Source organism: Vibrio sp. Isolate32, from assembly GCF_022397955.1.
Taxonomy (GTDB): domain Bacteria; phylum Pseudomonadota; class Gammaproteobacteria; order Enterobacterales; family Vibrionaceae; genus Vibrio.
This window is the reverse complement of record NZ_JAKEUQ010000006.1, coordinates 1-24316: the sequence shown is the minus strand read 5'-3', so window position 1 is coordinate 24316 and position 24316 is coordinate 1. Positions and strand designations below refer to the sequence as shown.

Sequence of the window (24316 nt, the reverse complement as noted above, 5' to 3'; positions counted from 1 at the left end):
TCATCGATAATATTTGCAGTTAAAAGCACTCCGCATAAAATAACTTTAAGCGCAAAGTTACTGACTAAAGTAGGAAATTAAGATGACTACACAGCTAGACGATAAAAGAATCGCTGAAATTAATAAGTATACGGGTGAGCAACGCCTAAAGTACTGTGTGAAAGAAATCGTAGCAAACCGTGAAGTATGGATCTTAACCGATGAGCACGGTTGTGTAATGCTAAACACAGAAGACGAAGACTGCGTTCCTGTATGGCCAAACCAAGAGTTTGCTGAGTCATGGGCGACAGGTGACTGGGCAGAGTGTAAGGCTGAGTCTATCTCATTAAACAAATGGCACAGCCGCTGGACGAACGGCCTAGAAGACGATGAACTGGCTGTGGTTGTATTCCCTAATGAGCAAGAAGAAGGCGTTATCCTGTTCCCTGATGAATTCGACTTCGAGTTGAAGAAACAGGCTGCTAAGCGTTAATCTTCCCGTTACATCATAAGTTAGCGTTGCCTCGTGTTAGGCAACGCTTTAATTCTGTTTGCTTTTCCAGTGCTCCCCAAACAACACAACCACTATCTCGCGTACTAATATCCAATCAATTGATACAAAGGCGCTTGCTGTGCTGTCTTTGGTGCCCGTTTAAGTACGCCCGTCTCGTGGTACCTCTTCAAAACTTTTCGCACAATGGGTTTTACTTGTGCTTTGGTCACTCCAGCTTTCAACTCTGGTTCGTAGAGTAATTGAAGTAGCACCACGTCTAACGGTGAAAGTAGGTCTTCTGGCGTATGGTCATTGAAGATGGAGGGGTAGGCTTTATCTGAATCATTGGGTAGCCCAAGAACTTGTGTGATTTCTTCTACGATACAGGCAACAAGCTTTCCTCGTGACCTAGCCTGATCAACAGGAATAATGATTCCTGCATAGACAATTTCACCTTTTGCGTTAGTTCGATAGCCTGCTGTGCAAATCGCACTGTTTAGGTGCTCGGTCGATTTGAGGTTGAGTACGCGTTTGGACTCTGAAATCCACTTGCTTTGTCTGGTGTATATCCACTTAACGTTCGCCTCAGATTCTTTATTGACGAGTGATATGGGGTGTTGAGTCACTTGAGCTAAGTGCTGAATATGCAGTTCGGCGAGCTCTTGATGAAGCTCTTTATCGCCGACACGATGGTCAATCCAAATTTTGAGCGGTTGTTGCCATTTGGCGAGTGGTTTAGTCCCTGAGGAATATTCGTGTTGCAGTGCCACGTTATAAAACGCGGTTTCTATGAAGGCTCTATCTAACCAAGTAAGCGGTGTGCTTGCCGCTTTAAATGAGAGGCTAACAAGCAAGAGGGGAAGCATTGTAGCGGTTCGTAACATACTTTCCCTCCTACTCAACATAGCGTGGTTCTAGCTTAGTGATTTGGCGCTTTGGAAAAATGACTCTCAACCAGTCTTTGTGTGATTTGGTGACTTGGGTTGGTCAGCACTTCATCGGTATCCCCGCTCTCAACCACATCACCTTCATGCATCACAATGATTTTGTCGGTGATGTGCTTAACAATGCCAAGGTGTTGAGATACGTAGACGAAGGATACGCCCATCTCTTCTTGCAGCTCTAAGAATAGGTTGATGATCTGAGAACGCATTGCCATATCTAGACCGTTTAGAGCTTCGTCAGCGACAATGATTGATGGCTGAAGTATCAAGGCACGAGCTAGACAAACTCTTTGTTTCTGGCCTGCAGCAAGCATCTGAGGGTAGAAGTAAGCATGCTCTGGTAGAAGACCTACACGTAATAGTGTGTCCTTTACACGGCGCATACGGGCTTCTGGCGGCATGTTGGTGTTTCGCTTCAGTGGGCCTTCCAGAATACGGCCAATCTGGATGCGCGGGTTAAGCGATGTGTTGGGATCTTGGAAGATCATGCGAATCAACTTACAGCGAGTTGAGTAGTCTTTATGCTCTAGCTTTTCACCGTTTACACGAATCTCACCCACAGTCGGTTCTACCATGCCCGCTAGCATTCTTGCTAATGTCGATTTCCCAGAGCCGTTCTGACCAATAAAGCCGATCGTTTGGCCAGCTTCAAGCGTAAAGCTTACCGGCTTCACCGCTTGATGAATCTTCTTACGGAAAAGGCCAGAGCGAGTCGTAAAGTCTTTAGATAATTCACTGACTTCTAATAATGCACTCATGATTTCTTTTTCTTCTCCATATTCAGAGGGAAATGACAGTTAAACTTATGGTTTTTGATTCGTTTAGTATGTGGGATTTCTACACACTGTCTTTGCGCGTAAGGGCAACGTGGACCCAATCGACAACCAATAGGAAGATGCTGTAGTGGAGGAATCGACCCTGGTAGTGACTGAAGTTTCTCTTTGTGTGGTATCCAGTCGTTAAAGTCTGGCATCGCTTTCAACAGAGCCACAGTGTATGGGTGCTTTGGTGCATCCAACAGCTTTTGCGTATCCGCAGATTCAACAGACTGACCACAGTACATAACAGTAATTCGAGTCGCCCATTGAGTGATGGTCGTTAAGTCATGGCCGATCAGGATGATGGTCGTGTTATTGATCTGATTCATTCGGCTCAACAGACGCAAGATCTGAGATTGAGTAATCGGGTCTAAATCGTTGGTTGGTTCATCGGCAATCAAGACTTTTGGCTTGGCAGCTATCGCCATTGCGATCATGACTTTTTGACACTCACCATCGGTTAGCTCATAAGAGTAACTGTCCATCAGGCGAGAGTGGTCTTTGATGCCGACTTTGTGCAGTAACGCGATTGCTTGTTTTTTACGCCACTTAAACCGTTGCCACCAACGACCTTCAAATGCATGGGAAGGGATCGCTTCAATGAGCTGGTTACCTACTTTTTCAGAAGGATCAAGACACGTTGACGGCTCTTGGAAAATCATCGCGATATCACGAGCAATAACACGTCTGCGCTCTTTCGGTGTTAGTTGAAGCAGGTCAACGTTCCCGAGTCGCATACGGTCAGCGGATACCTTCCAGTTTTCTTTACAAACACCAACGATCGCTTTAGCAACCAAGCTTTTACCTGAGCCTGATTCACCTACTAAACCACGAATTTCCCCTTCATTGAGGGTAATACTCATTCGATCTACCGCTTTAACCATCCCTTGAGGGGTCTCAATTTCAATGGTTAGATGTCGAATATCAAGTAACGGCATTATTCGATTCCTGCATTTAACGCTTGGCGAACACCTTCACCGACGAGGTTAATCACAATCACTGTAAACATAATGGCTAGGCCAGGTAGGGTTACTGTCCATGGTGCGAGATAAATCAATTCTACAGAATCACCGAGGATAGAGCCCCATTCGGTACTCGGTGCTTGAGCGCCAAGACCAAGGAAGCCTAAGGCAGTGATATCAAGAATCGCGACCGATAACGCCAGCGTAATTTCTAGTGCCACCACAGTAAGAATATTCGGAAGAATCGAGTTCCACAGCAGGTAGAAATCGTTCGCACCATCAAGGCGAGAAGCCAGAATATAGTCTTTCTCTACTTCAGCATGCACAGCAATGTAGACCGAGCGAATAAAGCGCGGAATCAATGCCAAACACAAGGCTAGCAAGATATTGAACTCGCCAAAGCCAAGGAATGCCACAAAGATAATTGCCAGCAGCAGAGACGGAATCGACATCACCGTATCAAGCAGGTGGTTTAGGGTACTTGATAGCAAACCACGCGTCATACCGGCAAGTACGCCAATGAGACAGCCAATGACAGCAGCGATAAAGGTAATCACGACCGCAGCGCCAAAGGTAAGCTGAGAGCCAATGATCAAGCGAGAAAGAATATCTCGACCTAAATCATCGGTACCTAAGAAGTATTCAACAGTACCTGCTGGATCCCAAGATGGCGGTGTTAAAAGATGGCCCGTTTGCTCTTGTGCATCATGGGGCGCCAACCACGGAGAAGTGATCGTCACCAGAATGATCAGTATCAAACACCACAAGCCAAACATCGAAAGGCTGTTAGAGCGGAAGCTACGCCAGAAGCGCTCAAACTGGGTAGGAATTTGTTCTTCCTGGTAGACGTTATTTGTTAGCATACCATTCCTTCCTTACCAGTGGGTTGACCATAGCGCCTAACAGGTCAGACAGAATATTTGCAGTCAAAACCAGAGTTGCCACCACAATTACGCCAGCTTGAATAGAAACGTAATCTTGATTCGATAAAGCGTCCAATAACCAGCGTCCAATACCTGGCCAGTTAAAGATAGACTCGGTAATGATCGCAAGCGTTAACATACTTGAAAGTTGAACACCGACCTTAGGAATAATTGGTGGGATCGCATTTCGTAATACGTGCTGAGTCACGATCTCTCTTGTTGATAGACCTTTAATACGTGCCGCACGGATGTAGTTCTGTGTCATTACTTCAGCCACTGATGCTCGCATGAGACGAATAACCTGAGTCGTTGGTGCCAATGCTAAAACAAGACACGGTAGCGCCATGTGTTCAATTAAACTTTGCAAAGCATGCGCGCGGTACCGACCTTCAGCAAAAAAGGCATCGATGATCGCAAAGCCAGTCACGTGTTCAATCTCATAAAGTAGATCGTATCGACCACCAACAGGGAATATCTCAAAATGCAGAGAGAACACCATGATCATCAAGAGTGCGACCCAAAATATTGGTGCAGAGTAACCTGCCATTGAGGTGAATGAGATAGTGGTGTCGACAAACTTACCTTGTCTCATTCCGGCGATGGTCCCAAAAGGGATACCAATCAAAAGCGCTAATACAAAGGCAAAGAAACACAGCTCTAATGTGGCTGGGAACACAACCACAAGCTCATCAATGATAGGTGTGCCGTGTTTGCTTAAGCCAAAATTCAGCGTCGACAACTCAGTGATATAGCTTATCCAACCTGGCCAGAAATCTTGAATCGCCCATGGTGAGGTTTGGTCGAGTCGTAGTAACGAAAAGCCGACAATAGTCAGGATCGCAAGCGTGATAACGAACAGGTTAATACGTCTTAGTGTATACCAAAACATCAGTGCACCTCTCTTCTGACTTGATCAAAAGGTTGCGCATTGAACGGGCTTTGTTTAAAGCCGGTTAGTGAACGATCATGAACGCGGAATTGAACTCCGTGAGCCAGAGGGATCACAGGAACTTCCTCATTGAGAATGTTTTGGGCTTGACGATACAAGTTTACACGGTGCCTTTGTTGGTTGATCTCTAAGGCTAAATCCAGAAGGAAATCAAAGTCTGAATTACACCACATCGATACGTTGAGTCCTGCGCGTTCAGAGCTGCACGAGAGTAGGGGACGCAAGAAGTTATCAGGGTCGCCGGTATTACCGATCCAGCCAGTTAGCAGGAGATCTGTTGACGCGATTGAAGACAGCTGTGTACGGTCGAATCGATCGTCAGTGTATAGTTTCAATTCGATGCCGATGTCCGCTAAGTTAGCTTGGATAAGCTCAGCGGTCTTACGCGGACTTGGGTTGTACGCTCTTGGCTCTAGCGGTACCCACATTGAAAGCTCTAATCCTGGCTCAACGCCGGCTTCCTTGAGAAGGGCTATCGCATAGTTTCGGTCATAGCGCACTTGAACATTGTCTTCTTGATGAGCCCAAGATGTCGGCGGCAGCAGCGTATAAGCCTTGGTGCCAGTGCCGTAGTATACCGAATCAAGAATATTCTGGCGGTTGATGGCCAAGTTCAGCGCTTTACGGACGCGAGAATCACGCAGGGCTGGGTGCTCAGTATTAAGGGCGATGAAAGAGACATTCACCGCTGGTGTGGCGGATATCTTCAGCTCTTCATGTGCTTGAATGATTGGAATCTGGCTAGAAATCGGCGAGTTCAACACATCACATTCATTGCGCAGCAACTTAGCGAGGGTGCCGGTTCCGCGTTGTGAGGTATCGAACACCACTTGGTCCATTTGGACATCACCTTTCCAGTAATGCTTGTTCTTTTTAAGACGCACCAAGTCGTTGATTTGATATTCATCCAGATAGAATGGGCCTGTGCCAACCGGCTTTGAGTCGATTTCATTTTTCTCATCAGCAGCCACGAGTTGGTTCGCGTATTCCTTAGAGTGGATCACCGCGTAACTCGTAGCGATGTTATTTAGAAAGGAATTATCTGGTCGACTTAATTGGAATTTAACCGTTAAGTCATCCACTGCTGTGATATCGACAATCAAGTTCTTGAAATCGATGCCAGCAAACCATGGATATAGACCACCGCCCACATAGTGGAATGGGTTTGAGCTATCAATGATACGTTCGAAACTAAAAACCACATCTTGCGCATTCATAGAACGGGTTGGCGTAAACCAGTCTGTGGTCTGGAAGGCGACGTTAGGACGCAGTTTGAAAGTGTATTCAGTACCTGATTTATCGACAGACCAGCTTGTTGCCAGGTTCTGCTGTGGTCGATAGGTCATAGGATCGAGTGTGAGCAGTGTGTCGAAGATTTGAGGGCTCAGCGATTCTGCTGTAATTCCACTATCAACCAATTGAGGGTTGAAGGTACTAGGATTACCTTGGCCGCAATAAATGAAGCCTTTTTCACGAATTTGCTCGTGATTCACACTCTCACCACATCCGGCTAAAAAGCTCAGCGTGCAGATGCTCAGTGATAGTCTTATTAGTGCTTTCATAAAAAGAAATACTTTTCGAAACGAGGCGTTAGAGGAGCCTCAAGATCCGGATAATTTAACATTTTATTTATTCGGCTCCAAATAATAATCCTATGAATGTGGCTATTTCTCACTGCCTTGTCCGACAATCGAGTACTTCCTCACCATTCCCCTTAATTGGTTGTAGGTGAGCCCTAGCAATTCGGCGGCTTGTTTTTGGTTGTACTTGCTCTGTTTTAAGGCATGATTGAGCAGTTTGATGTCTTGTTGCTCTTGCCATGCTTTGTAGTCAAGAGGCAAAGAAAACGAACTCTCAGAAGAAGTATGGCTGTTGGATGGTTCATTACCAATTTCTTGAGAAGATTCTTGATTCGTGTCCCAAGTTGGCTTGAACGGGTTAAATACCAAAGATTCAATAGGATATGGGTTGTTGCCATGTTGGTAGATGGCACGCTCGATGACGTTTTTGAGTTCTCGTACATTCCCCGGCCAAGAGTAATCCAACAGCGCCTCAACGGCTGATGGGGCAAAACCAACAAACAGCTCCAATTCCAATTCACGACACATCTTAATGGCGTAGTATTCTGCTAGTAGCGTGATGTCTTCTTTTCGCTCACGAAGAGGTGGGATAGTAATAACGTCAAACGCCAGTCTATCTAATAAATCGGCTCGGAATTCGCCCTTTAATGCCATGTCTGGTAAGTCGGCATTGGTCGCACACACCAGTCTTACATTCGCACTTAAAGCTTTTTGTCCGCCAACACGTTCGTATTGCCCGTATTCAATAACACGTAACAACTTTTCTTGAACTGCAAGCGGAGTTGTTGCCAACTCATCAAGAAATAGAGTGCCGCCCTCAGCCCTTTCAAAGCGGCCTTGATGACGACCTTTTGAGCCTGTGAAAGAACCGGATTCATGACCAAACAACTCAGAGTCAATCAAACCTTCGCTGAGGGTTGAACAGTTCAGCGAGATCAAAGGTTGATCCCAACGTCTTGAAAGGTAATGCAGCCTTTGAGCGATCAGTTCTTTACCCGTCCCACGCTCGCCAATGATCAGAATGGGTCTTTCGATTGGAGCCAGTTGAGAAACTTTATCTAAAACAGAGAGAAAACTAGGGGATTCACCAATGAGGTTCTGCTGCATAGCGGGTCCTTATACGATTGAAGTGCTGAAGACGGTCATGTTAGGGCGGTAGTGGTGAAAAATACCAATACTTGGCTAAATTCATCATAGCATGATTCGCGTTAATCACCATTTTATCGTAAGTGACTGATAAATAATGCCTTAAAAGTTGGCACGCAACTTGGATTATTTATGGTAGGTTTAACAACAAACGTAAATTTTTGAGCAAGTGAATTGAGAGTCGAATAACGATTTAAAACACATTTGCCATTATTGTAATTAAGGAGTTCCTCATGGGTATTTTTTCTCGCTTTGCAGACATTGTAAATTCAAACATCAGTGCACTATTAGATAAGGCTGAAGATCCTGAAAAGATGATTCGCCTAATTATTCAAGAAATGGAAGATACACTTGTTGAGGTTCGCACTAACTCAGCAAAAGCGATCGCAGATAAGAAAGAGTTAGCACGTAAAGTTGAAGCTATCGAAACTCAGATTCTAGATTGGCAAAATAAAGCGACTTTAGCACTGACTAAACAACGCGAAGATTTAGCGAGAGCAGCGCTAATCGAAAAGCAAAAACTTGAAGATATTATTAAGAGCCTGCACACAGAGCAAACTTTGGTTCATGAAACTATCGAAAAGCTAACCAGTGAGATTGGCAAACTTGAAACCAAAATTGCAGAGACACGTGCGAAGCAGCAAGCATTAATGATCCGTAACAATGCCGCGAGCAATCGTCGTGATGTTCAAAAGCATCTGCATTCAAGCAAAACCAATGAAGCAATGGCGAAGTTTGAGCAATTCTCGCGTAAAGTGGATGAATTAGAAGCTGAAGCGGACGTTTACGCTAAAACGGGTAACGCAAATTCTCTAGACCAAGAGTTTGCGGAGCTACAAGCTCAAGATGAAATTGAAAAAGAGCTAGCGAAACTGAAGCAACAAGTTGAAAACCGAGATAAATAATTTAGGAGTTGTCTATGTCAACATTTCTAATTGCAGGCCCACTGATTGTCTTTTTAATCTTCGTGGCACCGCTATGGTTATTCTTACATTACCGTAGCAAGAAGAAATCCAGTAATGGTCTTTCAGCAACCGATCTTCAACGTCTGCATAAGCTTTCTGCACAAGCTGAATCTATGCAAGATCGAGTGAAAACGCTAGAAAAAATACTGGATGCGGAGTCGCCTAACTGGAGACGAAACTATGAGTAGAGAACTGTATCGCGACACGATTAACGGCAAATTGTCTGGTGTGTGTGCAGGGTTAGCGAACTACTTTGGTCTTGAAGTTTGGTTGGTTCGCATCTTGGTTATCTCTGCAGCACTGCTTGGTGGTAGCTTTCTGGTGTTATTAGCCTATGTAGCTTTGACATTTATGCTTGAAAAACAACCACCTCAGTATGTCGACCAAATGAAGCTCAAACAAGAGCACACGCTCAAGCAAAAGCCTTGGGAAAAAGGGCAAACTGCAGAGTCATTATTGAACACTTTAGAGGGTGATTTCCAGAAGTTAGAGACCAGTGTCCGCAACATGGAAGCTTATGTCACCTCCGATACGTTTAAAGTGAACCGTGAATTTAAGAACATGTAGCGGTAAAACCTAAAAAACATAAGATGACGGTTTAGGAAAATTTATTCCAAGCCGTTATTTTTTTTAATAATTTGCTCTAAATAAATCTTACGCTGACTGGTAAGTTACATGCGATTAATCTATGTTATGAAAATATTTATAGATATGGATGATCACCAATGTATAGAGTCTCCCTTGTCCTATTGACGGCCTTAGCTGGGTTGTCTGGGTGTGGTAAGGAGCTTACTCCCGTACCTGAACCTGAATCAAGACCCGCTAAACTCTTCACTGTCTCCGTCGGTAACAATGCTTTTGAGCGTAACTTCCCTGCTACAACTGAAGCTGGTGATAGAGCGGTACTCGCATTCCGCGTTCCTGGATTATTACAGAGCATCGACGTGACTGCTGGGCAGCATGTGTCGAAAGGCGATAAACTCGCTATGTTAAACCCTGACGAATATCAACTGCTAGAGAAGCAAGCAAAAGCGAACTTTAAGCTCGCTGATGTTCAATATCAACGTGCGATCAAACTGCGTAAAGACCGCGTGGTGTCAGAGCAGGATTTCGACCAAGCGAAAGCGAACCACAATTCAGCTCGAGCGGTTCTTAATCAAGCTAATGCGAACCTTCGCTACACCACTTTGGTAGCCCCGTATGACGGCACCATCTCCATTATTCCTGCCGAAAATAATGAGTACATTGCCGCTAAAGAAGGCGTCATGAATATTCAAACCAATCAGATTCTTAAAGTCGTTTTCTTATTGCCCGACCAACTTATTACGCGCTTTTCTTCTGGGTTTGAAACCGATGCGAACATGGTATTTGATGCGTTTCCTGAAAACTCCTACGTGTTGACGTTCCAAGAGGTTGATACGGAAGCTGACCCGAAAACTGGTTCGTATAAAGTCACTATGGTGATGGAAAGACCAACAGATATCGGTATCTTGCCTGGCATGTCTGGTACTGTGAATCTTGTGTCGGCTCAAGCAGCTGCAACCAAAATCCCGACCTCTGCAATGATGACTGATGGCGATGATGTTTCAGTTTGGCGAGTGAACAGTGATGGTATCGTTGAAAAAGTCGCGATCGTGATTGATGAAAAACGTCACATTGTCTCTGGCCTAAACGATGGCGACCGCATCGTAACTTCTGGTGTGAACGGCCTTGAATCCGGCATTAAGGTTCGAGAGTGGATCAAGGAAAGGGGGCTATAACATGAGTGCATTTAAATTAGCGACAGGACTGTCATGTTTTGCTTTGCTGACCGCTTGTGGAGAAAAGCCTCAAGTAGAAGCCGAGAACACTCCATTAGTTAAAGCGATTGAGATTTCAGTATTAGATTTGAATGACAAATTGTATTTCCCTGCCGTTGCCAATGCAGCGGAAAAAGCACACCTGAGTTTCCGTGTCGCGGGCGAGATATATAGGCTTGATGTCAAAGAGGGTGAACGAGTTGAAGCCGGGGATGTGATTGCTGAGCTTGATCCTACGGATTATCAATTGGACGTTGATAATGCCCAAGCTCGATATACCGTGGTGAATAGCCAATTCAAGCGTTCAAAACCTCTTGTGAAAAAGGGCTTACTCGCGAAGTCTCAGTTTGATGAGATTGCCGCTCAACGTCAGATCGCATACGCCGAGTTAGAACTGGCGAAGCTTCGCTTGTCGTTCACTAAGCTTAAAGCTCCCGTTGATGGCATCATTTCCCGTGTCAGTGTCGACCAATTTGAGAACATTCAAGTGGGTCAGCAAATTGTGAATATTCACAGCGTTGAGGATGTTGAGGTGGTGATTCAGCTACCTGATCAAATCTACGTTAATCAACCTAGCGAAACCATCCTTGAAAATGTGACGGCCTTGGTGCGAGTTCCAAGCGGTAATGAGTACCCAGCAGGCATTAAAGAGTTCACAACAGAGCCCGATCCAAGCACCGGAACCTTTACCGTGACCTTGGCACTACCGATGCCCGAAGACGATCTGATTCTGGATGGTATGGCTGTCGATGTTACCTCACATGGTCGAGATATTGGCTTAGAGCTGAAAGCCGGTGTTTTGGTGCCTATCGAGGCGGTATTCAATGCTGACGGCGATGAACTTACTCGTAAAAACTCATTCGTTTGGGTCATTAATGACGACAACACAGTTTCGAAGCAGAAAGTGGTATTAGGCAAAGCCAACCAGAAAACGTTGCAAATAATCAAAGGATTAGAGATGGGGCAACATATAGTTGTAGCGGGCGTATCGCGATTGCGAGATGGGATGACAGTGGAAGTACTATCTCAGGAGGCAAACAATGAGTGAAGTGAACAACAAGCCTCAAAATAACGATCAGCAAGGTGATGATCAGATCACAGGTGTAGCGGCTTACTTTATTCGCAATAAAGTTATCAGTTGGATGCTCTCGTTGATCTTCCTGATTGGTGGTGTTTCGGCATTCTTTGGTCTGGGGCGCCTAGAAGACCCCGCGTTTACGATTAAAGATGCGATGGTTGTGACCTCTTACCCGGGAGCTACACCTCAACAGGTTGAAGAAGAAGTTACGTATCCATTAGAGAAGGCGATTCAACAGCTTACCTATGTGGACGAAGTTAACTCAATCTCAAGCCGCGGCCTCTCTCAGGTAACGGTAACGATGAAAAATAACTATGGCCCTGACGATCTTCCTCAAATTTGGGATGAACTTCGCCGGAAAGTGAATGATCTTAAGGTCTCACTGCCACCCGGAGTCAATGCCCCTCAAGTCATTGATGACTTCGGTGACGTTTATGGTATTTTGCTGGCGGTGACTGGTGATGGCTACAGTTATAAAGAGTTGCTCGATTATATTGACTACCTAAGGCGAGAATTAGAGCTGGTTGATGGTGTAAGTAAAGTCTCAGTTTCAGGGCAACAACAAGAGCAAGTATTCATTGAAATATCGATGAAACGGATAAGTTCTTTGGGGTTGTCTCCAAATACGGTGTTTGATCTTTTATCTACTCAAAACATTGTTTCCAGTGCGGGCGCGGTTAGAATTGGTGACGAATACATTCGTATCCACCCTACCGGCGAGTTCCAGAACGTAGAACAGCTGGGTGATTTGATCCTGACCGAAGGTGGCGCTCAAGGCCTTATCTACCTAAAAGATGTGGCAGAGGTAACCCGTGGTTATGTTGAAGTACCGACTAACATTATCGGTTATAACGGCAAACTAGCGCTTAACCTTGGTGTGTCCTTTGCTCAAGGCGTAAACGTGGTCGCGGTGGGTGAAGCGTTTGACCGCAGACTTGCTGAATTGAAATACCAACAGCCAGTAGGCATCGACATTTCAGAGGTTTATAACCAACCTAAAGAAGTAGATAAATCCGTAAGCGGCTTTGTGGTGAGCTTAGGGCAGGCGGTTGCGATCGTAATCGTGGTGCTACTGTTCTTCATGGGTCTGCGTTCCGGTCTATTGATTGGCTTGATACTGCTACTGACCGTGTTTGGTACCTTCATTTTCATGCAGTACTTCAAAATCGATTTACAACGTATCTCACTGGGTGCATTGGTTATCGCACTGGGGATGCTGGTGGATAACGCCATAGTGGTGGTCGAAGGGATATTGATCGGCACGCAGAAGGGGAGAACCCGGATGCAGGCCGCCACTGATATCGTAACTCAGACTAAGTGGCCATTGCTGGGTGCAACGGTTATCGCGGTAACGGCATTTGCGCCTATCGGCTTGTCTGAAGACTCGACGGGTGAGTATTGTGGCACTTTGTTCACGGTTCTACTTATCTCGCTAATGTTGAGCTGGTTTACGGCTATCTCAATTACGCCATTCTTCGCCGATATCTTCTTTAAAGGTCAGAAGGTCGATGCTGATAATGAGGGCAAAGATCCGTACAACGGGATGGTTTTTGTTGTCTACAAAAACTTCCTAGAATTCTGTATGAAGCGTGCATGGCTGACCATGATTGTTCTGGTTATTGGTCTAGGTGCGAGTGTTTACGGTTTTGGTTTCGTAAAACAAGCTTTCTTCCCGTCATCGACAACACCGATGTTCCAAGTTGATGTTTGGATGCCGGAAGGGACCGATATTCGAGCAACCAACACTAAGCTTAAAGTGCTTGAAAGCTGGTTAGCTGAACAGGACGAAGTAGAACACATCACGACGACTGCAGGTAAAGGCTTACAACGTTTCATGCTGACTTACGCTCCGGAGAAAAGTTATAGCGCTTACGGTGAGATAACGGTTCGTGTTAAGAGCTACGAAGCGCTTGAAGGGTTAATGAAGCGCTTCCGTGACCATGTTAACGGTCAGTTCCCTGAGATTGACTACAAGCTAAAACAGATTGAGTTAGGCCCTGGTGGTGGTGCGAAGATTGAAGCTCGTATTGTAGGTTCTGATCCAACGGTATTACGTTCAATCGCAGCACAAGTGATGGATGTCATGCGTGCTGATAGCGGTGCATTTAACGTTCGCCACGACTGGCGTGAAAGAACTAAGGTGCTAGAGCCTCAGTTCAACGAAAGCCAAGCTCGTCGTTACGGTATCACCAAGTCTGATGTTGATGATTTCCTCGCGATGTCTTTCTCTGGTAAGTCGATTGGTGTGTACCGTGATGGTACAACGCTGATGCCGATTGTGGCTCGTTTACCTGAAGATGAGCGTGTGGATATTCGTAACATCGAAGGTATGAAGATCTGGAGCCCTGCGTTAAGTGAATACATCCCACTGCAACAAGTGACTTTAGGTTACGAGTTTGAATGGGAAGATCCACTGATCATCCGTAAGAACCGTAAGCGTATGCTGACAGTAATGGCGGATCCAGACCTACTGGGCGAAGAAACTGCTTCTACGCTACAGAAGCGTCTGCAGCCACAAATTGAAGCGATTGAGATGCCATCCGGTTATTCTCTTGAGTGGGGTGGTGAGTATGAGTCGTCTGCGGAAGCGCAGGCATCACTATTCACAACTATGCCTCTTGGCTACTTGTTCATGTTCTTGATCACTGTGTTCCTGTTTAACTCAGTAAAAGAGCCGCTGATCGTATGGTTAACGGTACCACTGGCTTTAATCGGTGTGACGACTGGCTTGCTAGCCTTAAACACCCCATTTGGCTTTATGGCTCTGTTAGGCTTCTTGAGTCTATCCGGGATGCTTTTGAAGAATGGTATCGTACTGCTTGACCAAATCGAGATTGAGATGAAGTCAGGTAAGGATCCTTATGTTGCTGTTGTTGATGCTGCACTAAGCCGTGTTCGCCCGGTATGTATGGCGGCGATTACGACGATTTTAGGTATGATTCCTCTATTGCCTGATATCTTTTTCAAGCCAATGGCGGTAACCATTATGTTTGGTTTGGGTTTTGCGACGGTACTGACGCTTATCGTTGTACCGGTACTGTACCGTCTGTTCCATAAGATTGACGTAGCATAACGCCAATTTACCTTTGAAATAATGCCCCTAACTGGGGCATTATTTTTATGTATTTTACTTAAATGAGATTATCGAAATGGAAGCGAATGCTGCAGAGAGAACTTGTGCATGGGCACTTAAACATGAACTTGAAAGGGTGTACCACGACACGGAATGGGGCGTGCCCGTCTATGATGATCAAGTGTTGTTTGAATTCATTACTCTAGAGGGAGCTCAAGCGGGTCTCAGTTGGATTACTATACTGAAAAAACGAGAAGGCTATCGCGCGGCATTTGAGAACTATGACTTACACAAATTAGCCGAACTCGATGAAGACAATGTACCAAATATCATCGAGAACTTTGATGTGGTTAAGCATAAGGGCAAGATTGCTTCTGTGTACAACAATGCTCGTGCAGCGCTTGAGCTTCAAAAAGAGTTCGGTTCTTTATCGAATGCCTTGTGGCTATTTGTCGATAAAAAAGTGATTTATAATCAGTGGACAGAGATGTCACAAGTACCGGCTTCTACTGAGCAATCTAAAGCCATGAGTAAGTTTTTAAAAAGGAAAGGCTTTAAGTTTGTAGGTGAAACAATCTGTTACGCGTTTATGCAGGCAACAGGTATGGTGAATGACCATATGGTGAGTTGTCCCCACAGGTAGATTATTTATTGTCGCGGAAATAGTTACTTATAAATGACAAAAAAGCACTAGCCATTTATAAACGATTCAATATTATATTCGACCGAGTTTAAAGATAGAAAACGATAGTGAAACAAAAAAACTACCAAATATGTGATGCTAGTTATGATCCCTTGCTTAGGCAGTTTGTGCGTGAAGATGGACAAGTAGAAACTATCGCGCCACTTGAAGGTAAGGTATTCCTATTCTTGCTTGAAAACATTGGCGAGTGCATCGAACGAGGTCTGATATTTGATAGATGCTGGGGCAATGTGATTGTCTCGGAACAAGCTCTCACCAATGTAATCTCAAAGATCAGAAAAACACTATCTAGGGTAACCTGTGGCTGCGCGACAATCCGCACTGTCAGTAAAACCGGCTATTCTCTTGAAATCGATGAATCGAAAAAGACAAGCTCAAGCACCCAAACTAGGTCTCAAGTAGACCTTGGTGAAGCCCAGCCTGCGTCTATGGCGGCTATAGCAGCAAAGCCTACAATTCAAGAAGAATCGATTGTACCAGCAGATAGAGCATCAACGACAAGCCAAAAGCCTACAGAGAATTCTTCGACTATCACTTCGGGCTCTACAACTTCAAATCAAGTTCACAGAACGGTTACGCTTGGTCTATCAAGCATTACTAGCAATAAACACGCTGTTAAAGCGGGTTATATATTCGTACTTATTTGTGTTCTCGTTACCGCGTTCAACCTATTCCAAACTTACTATAAGCCAACGCCTTACTTTATTGATAAGTCGGAATATCGTGATAGTTACACAGACAATACTAATCACTACTTTTTCCATATTGTTCATGGAGATTCCTATTCGCTACCTGCGATAACGGAAAAGCTGACCAGTGTGATACCTAGTCACTGTAATGTGGATGTGTTTGTTCGTATTTATCCATCTGTCGATCAGCCAGAGAGCGATGCTTTGTACATGTTAGTTCAAAGGAAGAATGGCGAGGCTCTCAATTACGGGGCGACGATTTTCAATGTAGAGACGTCTTTTGACTCATTTGCCGCTCATATGGAAAAGAGGAGCTACTTTTGCGATTAATTGGCTTACTCATTTTATTGGCAATTACTTCGGCGAGCTTTTTTCTCAACCAGAATGCACTGGCGGGTACTCGATGGCATTGCAAAACGCTAAAAACGGATTTCTTATCTCAGGCATTCCGACCGTACCAATCGCTTTATGAGCGAATGAGCATTACTTTTCAGTCTGACCAAACTTTTAGCATGAGAGAGTTTGTGACGATCACTGAGAAAGACGGTACTGAAGGCACAATGGAAAATCTTTATTCTGGTTACTATGGTTTGGATGGGGATTATTTGTCGATGAGCATTATTGACGTGAGAACCGCAACTCCGTTTCATGATCCGATCATTAATCAGGAATACAGTGAGTACAAAGGAGTGACCATTGATTACTCGATTTTGGAGAGGGAGCAGTCCCTATATCTGTTCAATGAACATCGCTCTGAAATCTTTAATTGGACATGCTACCAAGTTCATTAAATGAACTCTAAAGCGCTTTGCGTTAGTTGTGGAGTTATAGGCTACTGATGCGCAGAACTGAAAAAGGCAGGAATATCCTGCCTTTTTTGCATGTTGAGTATGCCGGTTCAGGTTAAACCAGAGCGCTGTAGCGATCTAATCCTGCCTCTAGGTCGGCAATCAAATCATCAACATCTTCCAAACCAATATGTACACGAATTAAAGTACCGTCGAAGTTTGGATTTGCTACCGTTCTTAGGCTGTTAAAGCTGCTCGGCTCGTTCGCAAGAATTAAGCTTTCAAATCCACCCCATGAGTAGCCCATGCTGAAGTGTTTCATACCATCAAGCAGTGCTGTAGTTGCTTGTGTATTCGAGTTCTTTAGCACGAACGAGAACAGGCCATTACCACCGGTGAAATCTCGATTAAAGAATTCATGACCAGGGCATGATTCAAGAGCTGGGTGACGAACGTGGTCTACTTCAGGTCGAGTTTCTAACCACTTAGCGACTTTTAAACTGCTTTCTGCATGTTGGCGTAGTCGCACATCCAAGGTACGAATGCCCCTCAGACCAAGGTAAGCGTCGTCTGGTGAAACACATTGGCCCATCAAGTAGCTTTGTTCTCTCAGTTGATCCCAGCACTTCTCGTTGGCGACTGCAGTACCTAACATCACATCAGAGTGACCGACGATGTATTTAGTCGCCGCTTGAATCGAGATATCAACGCCAAAATCAAATGGAGAGAAATTAACACCAGCAGCCCAAGTGTTGTCTAATATCACGATGATGTCATGCTCGTGAGCAATGCGTGCAAGTGTTGGAATGTCTTGAACTTCCATCGTTATTGAACCCGGAGACTCGGTAAACAAAACCTTAGTGTTTGATTTAATAAGATCTTTGATACCTTCGCCAATTGTTGGTTCGTAGTAAGTCGTCTCGATTCCCATCTTTTTCATGATGGTGTCACAGAAATTACGTGTCGGTTCGTAGCAGGTATCGACCATCAGAATATGGTCACCTGTTTCTACAAAAGAGAGAATAGCATTCGAGATGGCTGCGGTACCACAAGGGTATAGCGCACAGCCAGCGCCGCCTTCCACTTCAACCATGGCGTCTTGGAAAGCGAAATGAGTGTTGGTTCCACGACGTCCGTAAAAAAGCGTTTTGTTGGCGCGATTGATCGTAGCCTTGCGCTTTTCTTCTACTGAGTTGAACACGACAGTTGAAGCGCGCTGTACTGGTGGGTTAACGACACCATTGGTCCACTTCTTATCACGACCTGCAGTGATCAGCTTAGTGGTTTTGTTCTCGGACATGCTGTGAATTCCTTATCAATCAGTTATCTCCTATTTAAAACATGCCAATAGCCTTTAAAGCAAGAGTGAAGCGGGAATTTTTATGCATTTCTTTCGCTTTTTAACCTTTCATCTTGTTAATAGCGAAAGGTTAGAAAATCCGATAGGCAGCGAGTGATGAGTTGGCGTGGACTCATTGATTGGATTACAACAGTGGATTGAACAAATAGAACAACCTTTCGAAGAAACGGTTGCGTAGATTTCTCTGCTCCCATTTTTCCAGTTTAACTGGATGTGATGATTCTATGTAGGATTGTTGTAGTTCAGATAGTTGCTGAGTGAAATGTACATCATCAGCGACTAGCGTTACTTCAAAGTTGAGCCATAGGCTACGCATGTCGATATTGACCGTTCCAATCAAGCAAAACTCTTCATCAATCACTACTGATTTGGTGTGAAGAAGCCCACCATAAAATTCATAGATCTTCACACCGGCTTCGAGTAACTCAGTATAGAAAGCACGAGATGCCCACTTAACCATGAGCGAATCGTTATTGTGCGGGATAATCAACTCTACGTTGACACCTCGTTGTGCCGTCATTTTTAGAGTCTCTAACAAGTCAGCACTCGGCACAAAATAGGGGGTTGTGATACGTACAGAGTGGTTCGCCTGATTAATTGCAATGGTTAGAACTTGTAGGATCAAATATTCCGGCATGCCCGGGCCTGATGGCACAACTTGCACAGGGTGATGAGTCATGATCTCTTCAACTGGGCATTCTGGTAAATCAGGAAGGATGCGTTCGCCAGTTTCCACTTCCCAGTCCCAACCATGAATTGCTGACAGCACATTAACGGTTGGCCCCGTTACGCGTACCATGACATCAATCCACTGGCCAACACCTGAATTTTGTTTGAAGTGAGCAGGGTCAACCATGTTCATTGAACCGGTGTAGGCAATGGTTTCATCAATCACGATGATTTTACGATGCTGTCTTAGATCTAGACGGCGTAAGAAAATACGCCAAGGGCTTACTTCCAGCGCTTGTACAACTTGCACACCGGCGTCTTTCATCATTGAGCGCCAGTGACTTTTGAAAAAGCGCGGGCTACCTGCAGAATCAAGTAAAACCTTAACATCTACGCCACGTTTCGCAGCTCGAATAAGAGCGGAAGCAACCGAATCAGTTAAGCCTCCAGGGTGCCAAATATAGAAAACCATCTTGATACTGGTTTGAGCATTTTCTATATCTTCGATAATTGCGTGTAAGATCTCATTGGGAGAAGCTTGCAGTGAAAGTGTGTTTCCGCTGAGTGCAGGAATACCCATTCGATTGTTACAAAGTTCATCAATCTTGTGGATAGGGGAGCCGACCTTTCCTGGAAGGTGGAGCTGACAATCATCTAGTTTTCGGAACCAATCACCAAATGGAGTAAACATGCGATGTGCTCGCTCAGCCCTCTTTCTACCAAGGTTTAGCTCTCCGAAAAGGAAGTAACAAGCGACACCTACAATTGGGATAATGTAGATAACCATCAACCACGCGAGAGAAACGCTGACAGAGCGTCGTTTTAGTACGACACGGAAAGTCACACCGGCTACAAGTACCCAGTACAAAACGACAGAAGCTAAAGTTAAAAAATGGTAGACCTTTTCCACATTGAATACTCGAAAAAAGAGATATTTAGATAGTAATGCTATTTTGTGGATATGGGAATTTAAGGACTCAACTATTTACGAAATAGAGCAAAAGCTATAAACAGGTTATAGTTGTTAGGTTTTGGTTAACTTCAGACGAAAACGATTGTTTTGTATGAAAAGGCGGTATTTAACCATAAAAGTTTACATTGGTAACGAAATATGTACGGTTCGGGCTTCCAATTTTATTCTTAAACTGGTTTACTTGCTATATAACGAGCGTCAATCAAATCTTTTAGGGGTGTAAATTTTTTTATACATCCTATCTTTTAAAGACGCCACCCAAAGCAAACACAACATCACACAACACAAAAGTTTGGAGTATACGTGGCTACTAGTAATACAACCACAACACCCCGAGATACCTGGGGTTCGAAGTTAGGATTCGTAATGGCTGCAGCAGGTTCTGCTGTTGGCTTAGGTAACATCTGGAAATTCCCATACACAGCAGGTGAAAGTGGCGGCGGTGCATTCGTTGCCATTTACCTGTTTTTTGTAATCTTTATCGGTTTCAGTGTCATGCTGACTGAATTTTCGATTGGCCGCTATACGCAAAAATCAGCAGTAGGTGCATTTAAAACAACTGATCGTCGTTGGACGTTCGCTGGTGTTATCGGAGTAGTGAGTGGTTTACTTATCATGGGTTTCTACCCTGTAGTAGGTGGCTGGTCTATCGCATACATCGGTAAAATTGCTAGTGGTCTTCTAGACGCACCTGAAGCAATTGGTGATAGCTTCGGCGGCTTTATCTCAAACCCAGTCCAACCACTTATGTGGATGGGCTTATACCTACTACTTAACGTTGTAATCGTTATGAAGGGTATTTCTGGCGGTATTGAGAAAGCGGGTAAGATCTTGATGCCACTTCTTTTCGTTATCCTTATTGTGGTATCTATCAAAGGCATCATGCTTCCGGGCGCGATGGCTGGTCTAGAATTCCTATTCAGCCCTGATTTCTCTAAAGTAGATAGCGGCGTAATTCTAGCTGCACTAGGTCAAGCATTCTTCTCACTATCTCTTGGTATGGGATGTATGTTGACATACGGTTCTTACCTGAAGAAGAAAGAGAACCTAGTTCAAACTACAGCTATGGTTACAGCAATGGATACAGGCGTTGCTATCCTAGCTGGTGTTGCAATGTTCCCTGCAATGTTTGCATTCGGTATGGAGCCAGCAGCTGGTCCTGGTCTAGTATTCGTTGTTGTTCCTCAGCTATTCGCTGAAATGGGCGGTGTAGTTGGTCTTCTGTTTGCTCTTATGTTCTTCGTTGGTCTAAGTGTTGCGGCACTGACTTCTTCAGTATCTCTACTTGAAGTTGTGGTTTCTTACCTAATCGATGAGAAAGGCATGAAGCGTGTGACTGCGGTACTGTCTGCAAGTGTAGTAATGGCGATTCTATGTATCTTCGCTTCTTTATCACTTGGTGGTTTCGGTCCTACACTGTTCGGTACTGGCGCATTCGATATCTTCGACCTACTAACTGATAAGATCTTCCTAGCAGTTGGCGGTATGTTGGTATGTATCTTCGCTGGTTGGAGACTAAACCGCGCTGACCTAGAGAAAGAGATCACTAACGACGGTGAAGTATCTTTCCCACTATTCGGTTTATGGTACACACTAGTTAAGTACATCATCCCAGTAGCTATCGCTATCGTTGCGTTTATGGGTATCTCTTCTGGCTTCGACAGCGGTAAAGGTGCAATCATGCTACTAGGTATTGGTATCATTGCTGGCTCTGCAGTCATCTCTAAGAAGCTATAGTTCTTAGAAACCATAGTTCTTAGAAACTACAATCGCGAGTTAAAGTAAGTTACGAAACGGGAGCCCAATGGCTCCCGTTTTTTTATGCCTGAAACTTAATTATTGATGGAATATGAATTTACTCGATTTTTAACAACAAGCCATAGAACTGGAAATGTAGTTGAGTAAAGACCAAGTACTGATCGCTACTTGCTGACAAGAAGCCAAATGATTCAATGTTTATTGAGTGAGTTGGGCTTTTTCATAGCTGGAATCTGGGTTCAGACGCGGTATACTTCACGCTCTACAATGGAGCTAGCCTTTACATGTTCGATATTCTTCTGAACCACTCTGATTTTTTACTTATCAATAAGCATCCTGGAATCAGTGTCCACAAAGACGATGGTGATACCATGCTGCTTCAAGAAGTGGCTAAGGCGATCAATGAGCCTAAGCTGTATCTCGTTCATCGTCTCGATAAAATGACTTCAGGCATTCTGTTATTAGCCAAGAGTGCGTCAGCAGCTAGTGAGCTTTCACAGCTATTTGCTAAGCACGAAGTGGAGAAGTACTACTTGGCGATTGGCTCAAAGAAGCCGAAGAAAAAACAGGGTTTGATTTCTGGGGATATGGAGCGGTCTCGACGCTCTAGCTGGAAACTCTTAACAACCAAAGAAAACCCAGCGATAACTCAATTTTTATCAGCAGCGGCTGAACCTGGTGAGCGACTTCTTTTATGTAAACCCTATACAGGGCGCACGCACCAGATCCGCGTGGCGATGAAGTCGATAGGCTCAGCCATCGTTGGTGACCCAATTTATAATCCATCGAGTGAGGCTGACAGAGGTTATCTGCATGCCTTCGCGATTCGATTTACCTATCAATCACAAGCCTACCAGTTTGTCTGTGACCCAAGGAGCTTAGACTCTTTAGGCGAAAAGTGGCACCAAGAAACTGTGTCTAATGGTTTGGACGGTTGGCTTGAACCTTGGTCATTAAGTTGGCCAAAGCTAAACATTAAGTGAGAGATATAATGGAAGCATCTGCTTTACCGGTATTTTTTGAACATATCGAACAACAGCTAAACGAAGTACCTAACGAGCTACGTCGTATTTTTCATGGTCGTGGTAAATGTTGGCCAGGCCTAGAACAGATCACATGTGATTGGGTCGATGGTCAATTATTGGTGAACGTGTTTAAAGAGGTTGATGACGCGTTTTTGTCATCTCTTAAAGACGGTTTGCTAGCACTGACCAACAAAGATGTTTGGCAAACCAAGCAAGGTACAAGTATTGTGCTTCAGCACCGTTATGTTGACGGTGTACCTTCGGAAGTACTTTGGGGTGAGATTAACGACTCTCCAGTGGTTGTTGAGCATGGTCTTAAGTATCAGTTAGACATTGGTCGTAACCAGAATTTTGGTCTGTTCCTAGACATGCGTAATGGCCGTCAATGGGTGCAAGATAATGCCAAGGGTAAGAACGTACTTAATTTGTTCGCGTACACCTGTGGTTTCTCTTTGGCTGCAATTGCGGGTGGCGCTCGTCAATGTTTGAACGTTGATATGTCACGTGGCTCACTGAACAAAGGCCGTGATAACCACCGTTTGAACGAGCATGACATGCGCTCGGTAAATTTCCTTGGTTATGATATCTTTAAGTCGTGGGGCAAAATCAAGAAGGGCGGTCCTTATGAGTTGGTGATTATCGACCCACCTTCGTTCCAAAAAGGCAGCTTCGCACTCACTAAAGACTACAAAAAGATCTTACGCCGTTTGCCTGAGCTTCTAACGGAAGGTGGCGAAGTGATCGCGTGTGTGAACTCACCTGCAGTGTCACCTAACTTCCTTATCGAGACTATGGCAGAACAAGCGCCAAGCGTTGAGTTTATTGAACGCTTAGACAACCCACCTGAGTTTGTGGATGTCGACCTTGATTCAAGTCTCAAAGTACTGAGATTTAGAATTAACACGCCTGCCGACGCTTAATTTAACGTCAGTATTAGAAAAGAAAACGCCACTCATATTGAGGTAACACTGATCATTTAAGCATTTTCCTGATCAGTTGAACGACCCTACAGATGGTGAACAATACCCTTAAGCACTTTTGTTTAAGGGTATTTTTTATGCTGTCACACTGGTTAATCGATGTTGACGATTTTGCTAATCCAGAATCTCTTTCTTTGTTCCAAAAAGACCTTCCGCTAGATTGGATAAACCAAGCTTTATCTGAAACAAACAAAGCGAGTATGCGCCGTAGAAAGTTACCTGCCGAACTTGTTGTATGGTTGGTCGTTGGTATTGGTCTATATCGAGATAGACCGATCACCGATGTACTCGATAAACTCGACCTCAAATTGTCTAATTCATTGGGTGAAACGATTGCACCTAGTGCAATTCCTCAGGCAAGAAAACGCCTCACCGCTAAGCCTTTAAAGTCACTATTCTCAATCACAGCAAAGTACTGGACACAGTCGGAAGATGCGGGTGATAAATGGAATGGTTTGAGCCTATTTTCAATTGATGGCACACAGTTTAGAACTCACGATAACCCAAGCTTAGCTGAGCATTATCAATATGTTTACTACCGAAAAGACAGGCACACTGAGTACCCAATCGTTCGAATGTGCGCACTCACATCACTACGGAGTCGCCTTCTTCATGATGTGGCTTTTGGGGAAAGCTCTAAAGGTGAAATCAGCTATGCAAAA

At 44.5% G+C, this 24316-nt stretch carries 23 protein-coding genes; 14 read left to right on the top strand and 9 right to left on the bottom strand.

The window, feature by feature from the left end:
• The first annotated feature begins 82 nt into the window (after nt 1-82).
• Nucleotides 83-472, top strand: a complete 390-nt coding sequence (locus L1D11_RS06235) for a DUF2750 domain-containing protein (RefSeq protein WP_004742050.1) — start codon at nt 83-85, stop codon at nt 470-472.
• A gap of 104 nt (nt 473-576) precedes the next feature.
• Here L1D11_RS06235 and L1D11_RS06230 read toward each other — a convergent pair whose 3' ends face one another.
• The 7 genes from L1D11_RS06230 to pspF form a co-directional block, all read right to left on the bottom strand.
• Nucleotides 577-1356 (bottom strand): DUF2927 domain-containing protein, encoded by a 780-nt coding sequence (locus L1D11_RS06230; protein WP_239831981.1) that lies wholly within the window; start codon nt 1354-1356, stop codon nt 577-579.
• Between the two features lie 35 nt (nt 1357-1391).
• Entirely contained in the window at nt 1392-2174 is a 783-nt protein-coding gene (locus tag L1D11_RS06225) for an ATP-binding cassette domain-containing protein (RefSeq protein WP_239831982.1), read from the bottom strand.
• Complete coding sequence (locus L1D11_RS06220; RefSeq protein ID WP_061031743.1) at nt 2171-3172, bottom strand: oligopeptide/dipeptide ABC transporter ATP-binding protein; 1002 nt, start codon at nt 3170-3172, stop codon at nt 2171-2173. Before L1D11_RS06220 ends, L1D11_RS06225 begins: the two co-directional genes overlap by 4 nt.
• Nucleotides 3172-4059, bottom strand: coding sequence for a putrescine export ABC transporter permease SapC (sapC, locus tag L1D11_RS06215; protein WP_239831983.1), 888 nt, complete (start codon nt 4057-4059; stop codon nt 3172-3174). The genes L1D11_RS06220 and sapC overlap by 1 nt, the downstream gene beginning before the upstream one ends.
• Nucleotides 4046-5008, bottom strand: a complete 963-nt coding sequence (locus L1D11_RS06210) for an ABC transporter permease subunit (RefSeq protein WP_239831984.1) — start codon at nt 5006-5008, stop codon at nt 4046-4048. The genes sapC and L1D11_RS06210 overlap by 14 nt, the downstream gene beginning before the upstream one ends.
• The gene (sapA, locus tag L1D11_RS06205; RefSeq protein ID WP_239831985.1) at nt 5008-6630 is read right to left on the bottom strand and encodes an ABC transporter substrate-binding protein SapA; all 1623 of its coding nucleotides are present in this window, start codon (nt 6628-6630) and stop codon (nt 5008-5010) included. The genes L1D11_RS06210 and sapA overlap by 1 nt, the downstream gene beginning before the upstream one ends.
• A 102-nt stretch (nt 6631-6732) precedes the next feature.
• Nucleotides 6733-7755 (bottom strand): phage shock protein operon transcriptional activator, encoded by a 1023-nt coding sequence (gene pspF / locus L1D11_RS06200; RefSeq protein ID WP_239831986.1) that lies wholly within the window; start codon nt 7753-7755, stop codon nt 6733-6735.
• 272 nt (nt 7756-8027) lie between these two features.
• On the opposite strand from pspF, the gene pspA reads away from it, so the two are divergent.
• The 9 genes from pspA (at nt 8028) to L1D11_RS06155 (ending at nt 16892) form a co-directional block, all read left to right on the top strand.
• Nucleotides 8028-8699: a phage shock protein PspA gene (pspA, locus tag L1D11_RS06195; protein WP_239831987.1), complete on the top strand. Its 672-nt coding sequence runs from the start codon at nt 8028-8030 to the stop codon at nt 8697-8699.
• A gap of 14 nt (nt 8700-8713) precedes the next feature.
• Nucleotides 8714-8947, top strand: a complete 234-nt coding sequence (gene pspB, locus L1D11_RS06190; RefSeq protein WP_239831988.1) for an envelope stress response membrane protein PspB — start codon at nt 8714-8716, stop codon at nt 8945-8947.
• Entirely contained in the window at nt 8940-9326 is a 387-nt protein-coding gene (pspC, locus tag L1D11_RS06185; protein ID WP_239831989.1) for an envelope stress response membrane protein PspC, read from the top strand. Before pspB ends, pspC begins: the two co-directional genes overlap by 8 nt.
• Nucleotides 9327-9484: 158 nt before the next feature.
• Nucleotides 9485-10519: an efflux RND transporter periplasmic adaptor subunit gene (locus tag L1D11_RS06180; RefSeq protein WP_239831990.1), complete on the top strand. Its 1035-nt coding sequence runs from the start codon at nt 9485-9487 to the stop codon at nt 10517-10519.
• Between the two features lies 1 nt (nt 10520).
• A complete protein-coding gene (locus L1D11_RS06175; RefSeq protein ID WP_239831991.1) occupies nt 10521-11606 on the top strand; it encodes an efflux RND transporter periplasmic adaptor subunit in 1086 nt (361 codons plus the stop codon).
• Nucleotides 11599-14709 (top strand): efflux RND transporter permease subunit, encoded by a 3111-nt coding sequence (locus tag L1D11_RS06170; protein WP_239831992.1) that lies wholly within the window; start codon nt 11599-11601, stop codon nt 14707-14709. Before L1D11_RS06175 ends, L1D11_RS06170 begins: the two co-directional genes overlap by 8 nt.
• A 76-nt stretch (nt 14710-14785) precedes the next feature.
• Nucleotides 14786-15352 carry a DNA-3-methyladenine glycosylase I gene (locus tag L1D11_RS06165; protein ID WP_239831993.1) on the top strand — a complete coding sequence of 189 codons (567 nt, stop codon included), beginning with the start codon at nt 14786-14788 and terminating at the stop codon, nt 15350-15352.
• A 107-nt stretch (nt 15353-15459) separates the two neighbouring features.
• On the top strand, nt 15460-16431 hold the full coding sequence (locus L1D11_RS06160) for a winged helix-turn-helix domain-containing protein (RefSeq protein ID WP_239831994.1): 972 nt from the start codon (nt 15460-15462) through the stop codon (nt 16429-16431).
• Nucleotides 16422-16892, top strand: coding sequence for a hypothetical protein (locus L1D11_RS06155; protein ID WP_239831995.1), 471 nt, complete (start codon nt 16422-16424; stop codon nt 16890-16892). Before L1D11_RS06160 ends, L1D11_RS06155 begins: the two co-directional genes overlap by 10 nt.
• A gap of 112 nt (nt 16893-17004) precedes the next feature.
• Here L1D11_RS06155 and L1D11_RS06150 read toward each other — a convergent pair whose 3' ends face one another.
• Nucleotides 17005-18189, bottom strand: coding sequence for a cystathionine beta-lyase (locus tag L1D11_RS06150; protein ID WP_239831996.1), 1185 nt, complete (start codon nt 18187-18189; stop codon nt 17005-17007).
• Nucleotides 18190-18373: 184 nt separating this feature from the next.
• Nucleotides 18374-19828: a cardiolipin synthase gene (gene cls, locus L1D11_RS06145; RefSeq protein ID WP_239831997.1), complete on the bottom strand. Its 1455-nt coding sequence runs from the start codon at nt 19826-19828 to the stop codon at nt 18374-18376.
• 366 nt (nt 19829-20194) lie between these two features.
• Here cls and L1D11_RS06140 point away from each other — a divergent pair, with 366 nt between their 5' ends.
• The 4 genes from L1D11_RS06140 to L1D11_RS06125 all read left to right on the top strand — a co-directional run.
• The gene (locus L1D11_RS06140; protein WP_239831998.1) at nt 20195-21628 is read left to right on the top strand and encodes a sodium-dependent transporter; all 1434 of its coding nucleotides are present in this window, start codon (nt 20195-20197) and stop codon (nt 21626-21628) included.
• Between the two features lie 305 nt (nt 21629-21933).
• The gene (locus L1D11_RS06135) at nt 21934-22632 is read left to right on the top strand and encodes a TIGR01621 family pseudouridine synthase (RefSeq protein WP_239831999.1); all 699 of its coding nucleotides are present in this window, start codon (nt 21934-21936) and stop codon (nt 22630-22632) included.
• A gap of 8 nt (nt 22633-22640) precedes the next feature.
• Nucleotides 22641-23594 carry a class I SAM-dependent methyltransferase gene (locus tag L1D11_RS06130; protein WP_239832000.1) on the top strand — a complete coding sequence of 318 codons (954 nt, stop codon included), beginning with the start codon at nt 22641-22643 and terminating at the stop codon, nt 23592-23594.
• A 137-nt stretch (nt 23595-23731) separates the two neighbouring features.
• On the top strand, nt 23732-24316 hold a 585-nt coding region (locus L1D11_RS06125), incomplete at its 3' end, for a transposase domain-containing protein (RefSeq protein WP_239862293.1).